The sequence below is a fragment of the Rhodococcus sp. T7 genome, from assembly GCF_009872365.1.
Taxonomy (GTDB): Bacteria; Actinomycetota; Actinomycetes; order Mycobacteriales; family Mycobacteriaceae; genus Rhodococcus_F.
This window is the reverse complement of sequence record NZ_WXYH01000389.1, coordinates 332,746-345,004: the sequence shown is the minus strand read 5'-3', so window position 1 is coordinate 345,004 and position 12,259 is coordinate 332,746. Positions and strand designations below refer to the sequence as shown.

Here is a 12,259-nt window from a genome sequence, read left to right as displayed (position 1 = left end):
CTGAGGGATGCCCCCCGATCTGCACCGACGACCCGATTCTGGACGTACCGCCGGAGACTGTATGCAGAGATAGTGCGTTGTGCGCGCCGTCGCGGGAGACAGAACCGGTAGCCCCTGTTCCTGGATCGATCGTGCCGATTCCCGAGATCTCCTTACCGGCGGTTCCCGAGCTGATCCCCGGTACCGCGCAACCACTACCAGTGCAACAGGGCCTCGAGCTCAGTGATCCGGCGGTGGCCCCGGGCGCCCTGGTGACGGCCTCGGGTTCGGGATGCCCCCCGGGCGCCGGGGTGGCCCTGTCTGTGGAGGGCGTCAGGGCGGGCGAAACACAGGCCGATGCGGCCGGCGCATTCGAGGCCCCGGTCAGCCCGGTTGTCGCCGACATCGGGCGCCATGAGGTGTCCGCCGAATGCGGGCCGGTCCTGACCGCGCCACTGGATATCGTGTTGGTCAGTCAGGCCACCGGATCGACCGCCACCTCGGTGGTGATCGTCTTCTTCCTCCTCATCGGCCTGCTGATCTACCGGCGCCGCCTGCTCGCACCCCAGTCGTACCGCGAGGAGCCCCAGTCGGATCTCGAGGAGCCCCAGTCAGATCGTGGGGAGCGGTCATGATCGCCCGGTGGCTCGTTGCGGTCGCGGTGGCGCTCGGCGCAGCGGTCTTCGCCGCTCCCGGCGCCGGCGCAGCCGAGCCAGTTCAGATGTCGGTGACCGTCAACGGTCAGGACGCTGCCTCGGCTGGCCCGACCAACCCGATTCGCCTCGACCCGCACAGTCCGGCCCGCGTCCAGATGACACTCACCAACAACACCGCAGATCTTGTCACCGTCGGTGCCGTCGACGTGTCCGGTCATGTCCTCGGGTTGACCTTCTTCTCGTATCACACCGCGGTCGGCCTGACCGTGGAACCGGGACAGACCCAGACCCTCGACTTCGAACTCGACCCGTCCGGCCTCGACGGTCAGGCCACCGGCCTGATCAACGGGACGGTCACCGTCATCGACGGGGACGGTGCCGTCCTCGCCGAGACGGCCACCGTCACCGACGTGCGCGGCTCGCTGGTGTCGGTGTACGGGCTGTTCGGGCTCGCCCTGGCAATCCTGACCGCGCTGGCGGTACTCGACGCCGCTCTCGGCATCGCCCGGCGCCGGCTGCACGAGAACCGGTGGCGGCGCGGCCTGCGGATGCTCACCCCGGGCATCGGGATCGGGCTGGTGCTGGCCTTCACCCTGTCGGCGACCCGGGTGTGGGTGCCGACCCTGGATCGGTGGCTGCTCCTCGCCGGCGGGTTCGCGGCCGGCTTCTTCGTGCTCGGCTATCTCACCCCGACCCCGGACACGGCGGAAGACGTGGACGAGGACTTCGGCGACGAGATGGACGAGGACGAAGACGTCATGGACGAGGACGAACGGACCGGGCGGATCGGGCGGATCGGTGAAGATCCCACCGACCGGTTCTCGCCGAGCACCCCTGCCTCGGTGCGGCCGCCGGACACCCGCCCCTTCACCGACCGAACCACCCCCTGACCGGAACATGGAAACCGACATCGATCGTGTTGCCGACGCCCTCCCCGCGTACGAGGTGGGCGGCGAACTCGGCCACGGCGGATGGGGAGTCGTGCTCGCCGGACAACACCGCGCCCTCGGACGTCCGGTCGCGATCAAACAACTCCCGCCCGCCTTCGCCACCGACCCGGGCATCCGGCGACGGTTCACCGCCGAGGGCCGGCTGCTCGCCTCCCTCGACCACCCGCACGTGGTGCCGGTCTACGACTTCGTCGAACACGACGGCCTGTGCCTGCTGGTCATGGAGCTGCTCCCCGGCGGCACCGTATGGAACCGGTTCACCCGCACCGGATTCAACGCGCATGCCGCCGTCGCGGTGGCCCTGGCCTGCGCCGCCGGGCTGACCGCCGCCCACAACCGGTCCATTCTGCACCGCGACATCAAACCCGAGAACCTGTTGTTCGCCGCGTCGGGGGCGATCAAGGTGACCGACTTCGGTATCGCCAAGGTCATCGGCGGCAACGAAACCCTGGCGACCAAGGCGGGCGATGTCCTCGGCACCCCGTCCTACATCGCGCCGGAACAGGCCCGCGGCGGCGAGCTCACCCCCGCCACCGACGTCTACGCCCTCGCCACCATGCTCTACGAACTCCTCGCCGGGGAACTGCCGTTCCCACCAGCCGACGACGCGATGGCGTTGCTGTTCATGCATGCCTTCGATGACCCCACCCCGCTGCAGGAGACCGCGCCCGCGGTCCCCGACTCGATCGCCGGCGTGGTGATGCGCGGACTCGCGACGGACCCGACCCTGCGCTACCCGTCCGCCGAGGCCTTCGGGATCGCGCTGGCCTGCGCCTCGACCGGACGGTGGGGTCCGGGGTGGCTGACCACCGAGGGCATCCCGGTGATGGGTGCCGACACCATCGTCTCGGCCACCGGTCTCGGCCCCCCGCACACCCCGACTATGACCGACGGCGACGAGCATCCCCCGTTGCCGCTGACCCGCCCCCACGCCGCACCCCGGCGGCCTGTCACGGGCTCTCCCGGAACCGAATCGCACCGGGCGGACCCGGCTGCAACCGCCGATCCGACGGCACCGACCGCGGCCACCGGGCCGACCGCCTCACCCGACGTGACGGCTCCCGGGTCGCGTGCCACCGAGCCACCGCCGACGGTGCGCCCGTCGATCACCGTCCACGCCCGCGGCGCCCGCCTGGCCGACGTCTCCGGCGCCGACCTCGTCAACGTCCGCACGGTCGTGAAGCTCCCCTCCCCCCGCATTCCGCTGCTCATCGCCGCCGCCCTCGCGGCCATCACCGTTCTGGTGGCCTTGCTCGGTCTCGGTGCGCCCCCGATCGATGTGCCCCCGATCGGCGCCGTCACCGTCGCCGGCGCGGACCCGGCCGGCGGTGCGCCCGTCCCCCTCGATCTGACCGCGCCGATACCGGTGACGGTGGCGGGAGCCGGACTCGCCGACGCCGCGACCCTGGCCCTCGACGTCCTCGACATCCCGGTCAAGAACACCGCCGCCGCACCCCTGATCAACCAGGGCGGTGCCGCGGCCGCGACCCTGCCCCCACTCGGCGGACAATACTTCGTGGCCGGAACCCTCACCGGAACACTGACCCTGCTCCAGGCCGGCCAGGTGATTGAAACGTGGACGTTCCCGGTCCGCACCACCCAGCCGGCGACCACCACCGCGGCCGCCGTCGGACTCGCCGCTCTGGCCCTGTTCGCCGTGGCCTACCTCGAATCGTTCCTGCGCTCGCTGCGCCGGGGCCGGGGCCGGATCACCGGAATCATCGGTGCCACCGTCACCGCCGGTGTAATCGGCGCCGTGATCGTCGGCGCCCTCTGGATTCTCACCGCCCGCCCACCGACCACCACCACCGTGGTGGCCTGTGCGGCAATCGCGGCGGGAGCCGGGGCCGCGGCCGCCATCGGCGCCGCCCGCATCGGCCGTCGACGCCGTTACCGCCGGACCCACCGCAACACCAGATCCGCGGGGACCACCACCGACCAGCGGTAATGCTCGTACCCGCGGACCGCATCGCCCGGGACCGATCCATCCCCCGGCGAGCCCATCCGTGGAGCCAGCCGCGAGCCACGAATCTGCCCGGAGAGCGAGGGCCCGATGCCGGCCGTCTGGTCCTCGCCGCAGCCAGGTGAACGGGGGAAGTGGGACTGTCGCCGCGGATCGCGGTATCCACCCGAGGATGAAAGAGTTTGTCGCACAGTGGATGGAGCGGTTACGGGATCGCCGGGGGATCGGGCAGGCCGATGGTGGGGCCCGGGAAGGTGATCCCGTCGGTGCCGACACCGACACCGCCGACGGTGATCCCGGGGAGGGAAACACCGGGGATGGTGACGGAGATGGTCGGTGCGGGCGGCGCAGCCGTGGGCTCGGGTGCGGTAGCTTCTTGCGGCTCTTCCCAGCTGTGGCTCTCCCGCGGGCCGGTGTCGGCGGTTGCCGCGCCGGCGATTCCCCCGCCGACGGACAGGGCAACTGCGGTGAAGGCGATCAGTGGGACAGCGAATTTCAGAGTGTTCGACATGGTCAAACTCCTTGCGTGATGAGGTCGTGAGAGGTCTAGGGCGCCTCGAATCGGTTCGGATATCGCCGAGGTCAGGCCTTCGGCGCCTGGGCTCACCGCCGATCCCGAGGAAGTCCTTCGATTGGGCGCCCGGGCGGGTCGGGAAGTAGGGGGTCTGCGGCGACGGGGAGCGGCACTGGTCCGTCCCACCCACCTGTTACCGGCCGGTCGCGCTGTGGCGCGCGTCGACGCGGGCTCGAGGATTTGGACGAAAGATGATCCCGGTGGTGGTGGCCGCAGGAGTGGTCGATGCGGAAGGGGAAGTTTCGACACAGCGTCTTCGGGGTGATTCGTCGCCGTGCCGTGCGGTGTGATCGACGGTGACGGAGTCGGAGCGGGCAGCGCACCACTGTCCCGATGTCCTCGATAACCCGGTGTTCTCGGGTGGAAGGACTCGCCGCAGGTCCCTGCGCGCATGTGGCCCCACCGGGCCGGCCCGTGTCTGCGTGGGTCGGCCCTGTGGAGTTCGCGATCCCTTCCGGGCAGGAGATCGCGCTCAGCAGACGAACGGAATCGGGATGAAGCAGGGGCCGGGGCCGCCGCCCTGCGCAGGTGCCTGCTTGATCGTGCCGCCGTCGCCTCCGGGGGCCACTCCACCGTTGCCGCCCGCACCGTCGCCTCCGAGGCCCCAGCCGCCGAACCCGCCGCCGCCGGTGGTCGGGCCCGTGGTGGCGTCCCCGGAACGTGCGTTGCCGCCGTCGCCGCCGCTGCCCACCTCGCTGTTGCCGTTGCCGCCGCCGTTGTTCAGCCCGATGGTCGGACCGCCGAAGGAAATTCCAGGGGCACCGGCACCACCGTCACCAGCATTGGCGTCGCCGCTCTCGGCGTTGCTCTGCGCGTCGCCGCCCGTACCGGGGGCGCCGACACCCGGTGCACCGACACCGGGTGCACCGGGAGCGCTGCCCCCCGCACCGCCGGGCGCCGCCGGTTCGGCGGACGCGATTCCCGCACCTGCAGACAGCGCGAAGGCTGCAATGGCAATCGCCGTGATGGTGCGCTTCTTGATGTTCGACATGTGAAACTCCTTGTGTTGCTTGCCGGTTTTGCTGTCCCGACAAGATTCCCGCGAAAGGAAGCGAATTGATATCCACGGCAGGTCTGAAGTTCCTCACCCCTCCTCAGGGCATCGATACGGCACGCCCGGCGCTGTTGTGTCACGGGCGGCACCGAACCCGTTGACACACACTCCCTTCGCCCGACACAAGACGGATCTCCAAACAAATTGGTGTAGTGCCGATTTCGGTACGGCAACACCGTCAACGGGACCGCACAGGGCATCCGGCGGTTCGTAGACGATCCACCGCCTTGCTATGAGATCGACAGGAGGAACGATCGGCACGAGCTCGACAGGGGAGCGGTGCCGAGGAGGGGCCTCCGCTGGCCCTGAGGTGGAAGTCGGTGTCTGATCGGAGTGTTCGTCCATGCCGAGCTCAGCCGGGTGTGCGGGCCGGAGGAGTCGGCCAGGTCGGTCGTGGATGCGCATGGAGCGGGTGCACGAATTCCATGGGGGTGAGGAACTTCCACCCCCCGGTCGACGATTCCCACTGCGTGTCCGGGAGAAGCTAGTAGGCGTTGATCGGCACGGATCGCTGCCACCCCCTCAAAGAAAGACTCACCATGAGGCCCACCTCCCTTCGTTCGGCTCTTCTGATCGGTGCTGTCGTACCCGCAGCCCTCCTCCTTCCCGCACTGGCCTCGGCCGCCGAGCCCACGTCGGAAGATAGCCAGTCGGCATTCGAGCGCGAGATCGACAAGATCGGGTGGCACGATGGCTTCGAGATCACCGTCCACAAGGTGACCGCGAACTCGGACGATGACTCGGCGACACTCGATTTCGACTTGAACTACAAGAACCTGGTCGGAGTCAGCCACACCCCCACCGACAAGGCCTACCTCGAGGTCGATGGCGCGGTGGTCAAGCTGTCCTTCGACAGTCCCGAGATCGCGGGCGGCGGGGAAGCCTCCGGCACGGCGTCCGCCTCCCTGAAGAGCCCGTCGGACGCACCCGACGTCGACGACGTCGTCGACAGTGTCGTCCTCGTTTACGGCCAGGCCGACGCGAATCAGACCCGAATCCCGCTCGCCGAACACGACAGCGTCGAGAGCATCGAGCCGAGGGGCATCCCGGTCGGGATGACATTCGGCACCGACATGGAGATCACCCTGGACGAGGCGTTCCTCTGGCCGAGCTACCAGCCCGGTGAGAAGGACAAGCACGAGGTCTGGGTCAAGATCAACGCAAATTGCGGGCGCTGCTCGACCGGCGGATTCTCTGATGTCAACCCCGGCGACTTCGAGCTGACAGGACCGGACGGTCAGTCCGGCCGCGGCGACGATCGCGGCGGATTCATCGCCGAGAACGTTTACTCGACGAGCAAGATCGAAGGCGAGTGGATCGTGTTCGTCATGGACGAACCGACCCCCGGCGCATACACCTTCCTGTGGGAGAACAGCAACCCGGCGAAACCCGCACAGGCCTCGACACAGATCACCCTCTGATCGACCGAAACGTCAGGCCGGCACGAGCCGAACGACGGACTCGAACGGGTCCACCCGGCCGCGGCCGGATGGACCCGATGTACGCGCCGCCGGGTGTGCGGTCCGGCGCTCACTCGCCTCGCGGATATCGGACCGCGATGTCGTGAACGCACCACATCACAACACTGCCGTGGCGGGGATTGAGCATCCACAACCGATGGGACCGCGCCGGTGCAGTCCGGATGTCACCGCACGGGTAACCCTGAGATGATCATGCCGTGATAACCAGCCTCGTCCTCGGCGCTCTCGATGCCGACCATCTCGCAATCGCGGTGCACGGCCGTCGCATCCTGGGGCTACGGACCCCGGGGTTCTTCACGGCCGACGTTCCCCGCGGATCTGCGCACCGACGAGAACCACAGACTCGGTGAGGCACTGAAGTTCATCGAGGACCATCTCTTCGGTGCAGCTGTCCTTCAGAGCATCGCACCGTTGACGTCGACGGACAGCCGGACGCCTGACGGCACCCGGCACGGCACGGCCGGGAATGTGCCGCAACCTGTGGTCGCTGAAAGCTACGTGGGCCGGTGGCCACCTCGGTGGCGGCGGCGTTCGTGGAACCGGGCTCGTTGTTGATCGAGCAGAATCAGCCGGTCGCGGTGGATCCGCTGGGCGATGGCGAACCGGACGGTGAGGGTGCGGTTGCGCAGGGCGGCGGCGCGGGCGGCGGCCCTCTCGTCACCGAGCAGGTGCGCGGCGGCCCGATCGCAGTCGATCAGGAAATGCTCGAAGGCCAGCCGGGTCGGCGACTGCTCGTCGATCCGGGACATCCCGCGGTCTTCGATCACCTGCAGCGGGACACGCAGCACCCGGTAGTTCAGGCGCGCCAGCGCCACCGGCACCGAATCCAGACGCATCGTTGCTCCCCACCCACCGCAGATGTGATGGTGTTGCCGGCGCGTGCCCGGGCGATCAGCCGTTCGGGTGGAACGGGACACCACGGGTGCGGCGGGTGCCGAGCCGCCCGAGGAGTGCCTGCAGGACAGCGGCGCCGCCGCCGAGGACTCCGGCCAGCACACTCACCCGCACGATTGCGGTAGTCACAGCGATCCCCCCGGCCGCTCGGACTCATGGGGGGCGAACATCGCCTCGATGCGGGCCTTGATCTCCGCGGTACTGATCGCGCCCGTACGCGCAGTGATGTGCGCCGGGGCGGTAGCAGGTGTCGATGTCGTGGCGGGCATCAGTAAGTTTTCCCTTCTCGGGTCCTTGGATTGGGATTGCGCTGGTCAGATCATGACGGTGGCGCCGGCGACGCAGACCAGGGCAACTACCGCGGCCAGGGCGCCGAGGAGCAGGGAGCCGGTCACCGCCCAGGCGGGTGCGGACGCCGCGGCCGCGGCGCCGAGGGTGATCGACGTCCCGGACCGCATGCGCGAGGTCGCCGGTTCGTCGGTCAGGGGTGTCTGGTGGGTGCGCATGCGGGTCATTTCCGGGTCCGGGGTCTGATAGTTGTGGTGCGGTGCGGGTTTTACAGGCCGACGACGGTTTCGAGGGCGTCGAGTTCGTCGGCCAGGTGTCCGAGCATCGGGTGCAGGTCCGGCACGGCGGCACGGCACCCGGTGAGCCCGAACGCGATCCGGTCGTCGCTGCTCGTGGCGGTGATGTTCAGGGCTTGGCCGGTGGTGGGGATCGACAGCGGGAACAGGGCGTCGAGGCGGGCGCCGTTCCAGTACAACGGTGTTTTGGGTCCGGCGACGTTGGAGATCACCACGTTGAACGGGGGCCGCATCGGGCCGCGCCGGCCGAGGAGCATCTCGATGGGACTGTTCTGAATGTCGAACCGACAGCACACCGGCCGAAGCGGCGGGGAATCATGAAGCCACAGGTCAAGGCGTTCTGAGGAAGAGTTCGGGATACAGTTAGCGACGCGTTGCGGAAGTGCCCACGCTGCCAGCAGCGACGAACCTTTCAGCATTGGCAATCATGGCTTGAGGACAGCGCCATACCGCAGGTGGTCGTATTCGCAGGTCATGCGAATAACCAACTTACTAGTTGACATAAGGTTGATTATCGGCGCTTCGGAAAGGTGCTTTTACCAGCATATTTGGCGCGTGGCTTTGGCGGTCCGTGAGGAGGTGATCGGAGAATAGACTCCAGACGTCAAGCAGTTGCCGCCGTACGCGGCACCCGGTCGCGGTGGGGCTCCGTGGGCGCGGCTCGGTGCCACGGCTCGGTGATGCGCGCTAGTGGCAGGGTTCGGACTCGGTACGCCCGATGAAGGGGGTCTTCTGGTGTCACTGTCGTTGGCCGCGTTGGCGGACCTGGCCGAAGAAGAGGGCCAGGGCACGGTCGAGCTGTTTGCGCCGCGGGTGCGGTTTCGGAGTGTGGGCCACAGCGACCTCGACGCGTGCCTGGACTGGTTCGCCGAACTGGTGATGACGGTGGACATCGACGACGCCGACGACGTTGTCGCCGGTTCACTCGACTTCATGGTGATCCGTCTCGGGACCGAGGATCCGATCGCGTTGTGCCTGGACCAGTTCGATGGTGATCGTGAGATGCTGGCCGGGTTGTTCGACGGCAATCAACTCGCCGAGCAGGTCGAGGAACAGTTCGAGACTATGACCGTCGTCACCGAGGCGGTCCTGATCCCGAATATCGCGTTCGTCACCGAACCGCTGCGGGGCCACGATCTGGGTCTGTGGCTGGTGGCTGAGACGATTCATCGGATGCTGCCCACCGGGATGGTGCTGATGTGGCCCTACCCGGTCCTCGACCCCGACCCCGATCCCGACACCGGCGTCGATTCAGAGCCTGACGCGGGCTCGGCGCAGATCACCGCGCTCGACAGTGCCATCGGCCGGCTGGCGGACCATTTCGGGCGGTGTGGGCTGACCCCGGTCGAGTCGGCGCCGTGGGCGCTGGGCATGTCGACTGCCTTCGAGGCGCTCCCCGTGGCCCGGTCAGGGCTCGGCGTGGTCCGCAGGACCGTGGTGTCACTGACGCTCGAGCAGCTCCGGGCCGCGTCCCCGCCGCCAGCATCGGACGAGTAGCGGACCGACGCGGCATCGTCCGCCCCGATCCCGAGGAGGACCGATGCGCGCCGTTCGTCCCTCTGGACCGGTTGGGGTGCGCCAGTGCGGTCGCGATCGGCGGCTAGGTGACAACGCCGCCGCGGTCGTCGCTTGACGCGGAAGTGTCCGCGACCCGATACTGGACGTGCCCACGGCATAGCGTTCGTGGGAAGTGGACCCGGGAGCTCTCCGGACGGTGAGTCGCCCGGGTTTTGCGTATCTAGGGCAGGGTATGCACTTCAATGATGTCGGCCACGGCCTTTCGGTGATGTCCACCCTTCCCCCACGCCCAGGCGATTACGTCAGGAACCCAGAGCATCGGCTCGCTCGTCGGTACCGCGTGCCGGAAGGGGAACCCCGGTCCACTCGAGGCCATCAGCGCCGCCCGGATGACGTGCCGGTCCTGTCGATCCTGATCGCAGGATTCGAGCCAGAGCTGACGGACACCCATCGTGTCGAGGTCGGAGACCATCGCAGCAAGGGCCTCGTCGCGGGCACGGCGCTCCGGGCGGCCGTGCAGCCGCGCGACATACAGGTGCGCCTGCACATCGAGCGCAACGACCCCACGGATGATTTCGTGCGCTCTGCGACTGTCGTGTGACATGTGGATCCGTGCAGCCCTCGGGGCACGCAACGCCTTGAGTGCCTTACGGGCCTCGGCCAGATCGGCGGGAGCGATCGTCGCCGCGCAGACAAGGTAGTCACCGCGACGTGACTCGTCCGCGAACGCATGCATCGCTCACCTGCCTCTCGAAGTTCGGTGACGGCAACTGAATCACGCGGGCGTCCAGCGTTCAAACCAGCCTGGTGATGCTCCTGTGGATAAACATCGGCCTCGGCTACGGGTGATCCACAATCCTGAATCGATGGCCGGCGGGGCCGGTGATCGTCGCCGACCGATGATCGTCTCCGGAATGACGTGGTGAAGGACACCCGTCCACGCCCGCCGCGATACGGCGAAGTGCTCCCACCTTCGGATGTGCGCGAGCGTCTCGGACGGTGGCGCATGAGGCCTTGATAGAACAGAGGGGCTGATTACCGATGGTGAGCCTTGAGGGGGGCGTGTGCGTTTCAAAGATGAGCACCCAGAGTTGTTTCGCCAACTACATCCGAACCGCAATGTCGGGGTCGATCTCGATTCGATCCCGAACTCGTCCCAGGAGATGCTGTGGTGGCGATGCCCCGTCGGTCACGAGTGGCGCGATACACCGCTGCAACGGCGATCGCACGCGACGTGGAAGAAGGGGAACCCCAACGCCTGCCTGTACTGCATCGCCCCTGGCTGCATCGTGCACAGTTGCGGTCACCGCAGACTTCGGCCCAGCGAAACCACCTTTCGTGTGCTCGCCCACCCGTGCGACAAGTGCGAGGTCAAAGAGCACACCCGCCTGATCCTCGACGCGCTCGACGATTCGGCTGCGGCCGCGGTCCGCATCCTCGACGACAGCCCCCTCTACGACCTGTTCTGCGGCACGGCGGCCGACACAGTCGAATGGTGGGACGAGATCTTCCCCCTGGTCGAGGCATATTTCGTGCGGATGGTCAGCGTGTACGTCGCAATTCAGACTGTCGAGCATCGTCCCACTCTGAGCTGTCCGACATCTACCGTGCTCGGCGCGTGCATGCTGCGCATCCTCGATGCGCTGCCGCAGGACTGTCGTGAGGAGATGCACTCGGCCGTGCCGGACGATGCCAGGCAATTTCGTTCCACGAACCTTCCCGGCCGGCACACTGCCGGGGTCGGATGGGCGCTGAAGAAGCTCGGCTTCGACATCCTCGACAGAGCCCTACCGGACGATATCGAGCGGCGCGTGCAATTCTGCGAGCGACAACGCTTCTCCGCGACCGGGGAGTTGCGGCGACTCTCGGCAGTCCGGCGGGCGATTCCGCTGGTCATGCTCACGCTCAAGCTGGAACCGGACACCGCGCAGAAGTTCACGGCGCTGGCCGCCGAGTACGACACCACGGTCAGCGCACTCATGCGGATTGCCCTGCACCGATTCCTGGAAACCCCCGGCCGCTACAAACATCCGATGCTCCGCGAGGCGGAGCGGACCGGACTGTCCGACAAGGTCGAGGTCATGGTCAACCCGTCCAGCAGGCAACAGATCTGGCGCCTCGCCGGCCGACATGGGGACAAGCTGGGCACCGCGCTTCTTCGGGTTGCTCTTCGGCGCCTGCTCGAGAAGCCGGGTGACCTCTCCGCAGACCTGGAGAACATTGCACCGGTGCGCGATCTTCGGCCCGAAATCTTTTCCGCCAGGGTGAATGTGCACTTCGACGCCCCGCTGCGGGACAGGCTCGACGCCTTGGCCGCACAGGTGGGGTCCGACCGCGCCGAGTTGATGCGTCTGGCCGCGCAGCGTGTGCTCGAGGCCCCGGGAATGATCGAGCAGGCTGTGAACCGTGAGATCTTCCGCGGCGAGAAGAACAGAGCGCATCTTATGGCCCGCCACGCCCGTCGCCAGGCGCGGCGCCGCACGCAGCCGGACTGATCGACCGGACGACCTCTTCACCCACACGAACTGATCGACCACGGCTGCTGGTTAGTGTGTGGGAGCCGGGTTGCGTTGCGATGTATCCGCCTGTGGCGGTTACCAGGCCAC

The 12,259-nt window shown here is 67.8% G+C and carries 13 protein-coding genes and 2 pseudogenes; 7 read left to right on the top strand and 8 right to left on the bottom strand.

Features of this window, described 5'->3' with window-relative positions; all coding sequences use genetic code 11:
* The first annotated feature begins 131 nt into the window (after window positions 1–131).
* From MLGJGCBP_RS45655 to MLGJGCBP_RS45645, 3 genes are read left to right on the top strand one after another with little or no spacing between them, the layout of a single operon-like run.
* Window positions 132–614, top strand: coding sequence for a hypothetical protein (locus MLGJGCBP_RS45655; protein ID WP_201453370.1), 483 nt, complete (start codon window positions 132–134; stop codon window positions 612–614).
* Window positions 611–1,525, top strand: coding sequence for a hypothetical protein (locus tag MLGJGCBP_RS45650; RefSeq protein WP_160098407.1), 915 nt, complete (start codon window positions 611–613; stop codon window positions 1,523–1,525). The genes MLGJGCBP_RS45655 and MLGJGCBP_RS45650 overlap by 4 nt, the downstream gene beginning before the upstream one ends.
* Before the next feature lie 7 nt (window positions 1,526–1,532).
* Window positions 1,533–3,533: a serine/threonine-protein kinase gene (locus tag MLGJGCBP_RS45645; RefSeq protein WP_160098409.1), complete on the top strand. Its 2,001-nt coding sequence runs from the start codon at window positions 1,533–1,535 to the stop codon at window positions 3,531–3,533.
* 220 nt (window positions 3,534–3,753) lie between these two features.
* Here MLGJGCBP_RS45645 and MLGJGCBP_RS45640 read toward each other — a convergent pair whose 3' ends face one another.
* On the bottom strand, window positions 3,754–4,059 hold the full coding sequence (locus tag MLGJGCBP_RS45640) for a hypothetical protein (RefSeq protein WP_160098411.1): 306 nt from the start codon (window positions 4,057–4,059) through the stop codon (window positions 3,754–3,756).
* Window positions 4,060–4,594: 535 nt separating this feature from the next.
* On the bottom strand, window positions 4,595–5,113 hold the full coding sequence (locus MLGJGCBP_RS45635; RefSeq protein ID WP_160098413.1) for a hypothetical protein: 519 nt from the start codon (window positions 5,111–5,113) through the stop codon (window positions 4,595–4,597).
* Window positions 5,114–5,715: 602 nt separating this feature from the next.
* On the opposite strand from MLGJGCBP_RS45635, the gene MLGJGCBP_RS45630 reads away from it, so the two are divergent.
* Complete coding sequence (locus tag MLGJGCBP_RS45630; RefSeq protein ID WP_236581312.1) at window positions 5,716–6,597, top strand: hypothetical protein; 882 nt, start codon at window positions 5,716–5,718, stop codon at window positions 6,595–6,597.
* 554 nt (window positions 6,598–7,151) lie between these two features.
* Here MLGJGCBP_RS45630 and MLGJGCBP_RS45625 read toward each other — a convergent pair.
* From MLGJGCBP_RS45625 to MLGJGCBP_RS45610, 5 genes and pseudogenes are all read right to left on the bottom strand, one after another.
* Window positions 7,152–7,493, bottom strand: coding sequence for a hypothetical protein (locus MLGJGCBP_RS45625; protein WP_160098417.1), 342 nt, complete (start codon window positions 7,491–7,493; stop codon window positions 7,152–7,154).
* Between the two features lie 55 nt (window positions 7,494–7,548).
* Complete coding sequence (locus tag MLGJGCBP_RS53390; protein ID WP_268960770.1) at window positions 7,549–7,680, bottom strand: hypothetical protein; 132 nt, start codon at window positions 7,678–7,680, stop codon at window positions 7,549–7,551.
* Window positions 7,677–7,820: a hypothetical protein gene (locus MLGJGCBP_RS45620; protein ID WP_160098419.1), complete on the bottom strand. Its 144-nt coding sequence runs from the start codon at window positions 7,818–7,820 to the stop codon at window positions 7,677–7,679. The genes MLGJGCBP_RS53390 and MLGJGCBP_RS45620 overlap by 4 nt, the downstream gene beginning before the upstream one ends.
* A 45-nt stretch (window positions 7,821–7,865) precedes the next feature.
* Window positions 7,866–8,066, bottom strand: coding sequence for a hypothetical protein (locus MLGJGCBP_RS45615; RefSeq protein WP_160098421.1), 201 nt, complete (start codon window positions 8,064–8,066; stop codon window positions 7,866–7,868).
* A gap of 41 nt (window positions 8,067–8,107) precedes the next feature.
* Window positions 8,108–8,398 (bottom strand): annotated as a pseudogene (locus MLGJGCBP_RS45610) (WS/DGAT domain-containing protein); the annotation flags it as partial.
* 472 nt (window positions 8,399–8,870) lie between these two features.
* Here MLGJGCBP_RS45610 and MLGJGCBP_RS45605 point away from each other — a divergent pair.
* Complete coding sequence (locus tag MLGJGCBP_RS45605; RefSeq protein ID WP_160098425.1) at window positions 8,871–9,632, top strand: hypothetical protein; 762 nt, start codon at window positions 8,871–8,873, stop codon at window positions 9,630–9,632.
* A 241-nt stretch (window positions 9,633–9,873) separates the two neighbouring features.
* Here the strand turns inward: MLGJGCBP_RS45605 and MLGJGCBP_RS45600 are convergent, their stop codons facing one another.
* Complete coding sequence (locus MLGJGCBP_RS45600; RefSeq protein WP_160098427.1) at window positions 9,874–10,389, bottom strand: hypothetical protein; 516 nt, start codon at window positions 10,387–10,389, stop codon at window positions 9,874–9,876.
* Window positions 10,390–10,717: 328 nt separating this feature from the next.
* Here MLGJGCBP_RS45600 and MLGJGCBP_RS54540 point away from each other — a divergent pair.
* A pseudogene (locus MLGJGCBP_RS54540) lies at window positions 10,718–10,912 on the top strand (zinc-ribbon domain-containing protein); the annotation flags it as partial.
* Window positions 10,913–10,993: 81 nt separating this feature from the next.
* Window positions 10,994–12,148 (top strand): CopG family transcriptional regulator, encoded by a 1,155-nt coding sequence (locus MLGJGCBP_RS52650; RefSeq protein ID WP_442972120.1) that lies wholly within the window; start codon window positions 10,994–10,996, stop codon window positions 12,146–12,148.
* Window positions 12,149–12,259 lie beyond the last annotated feature (111 nt).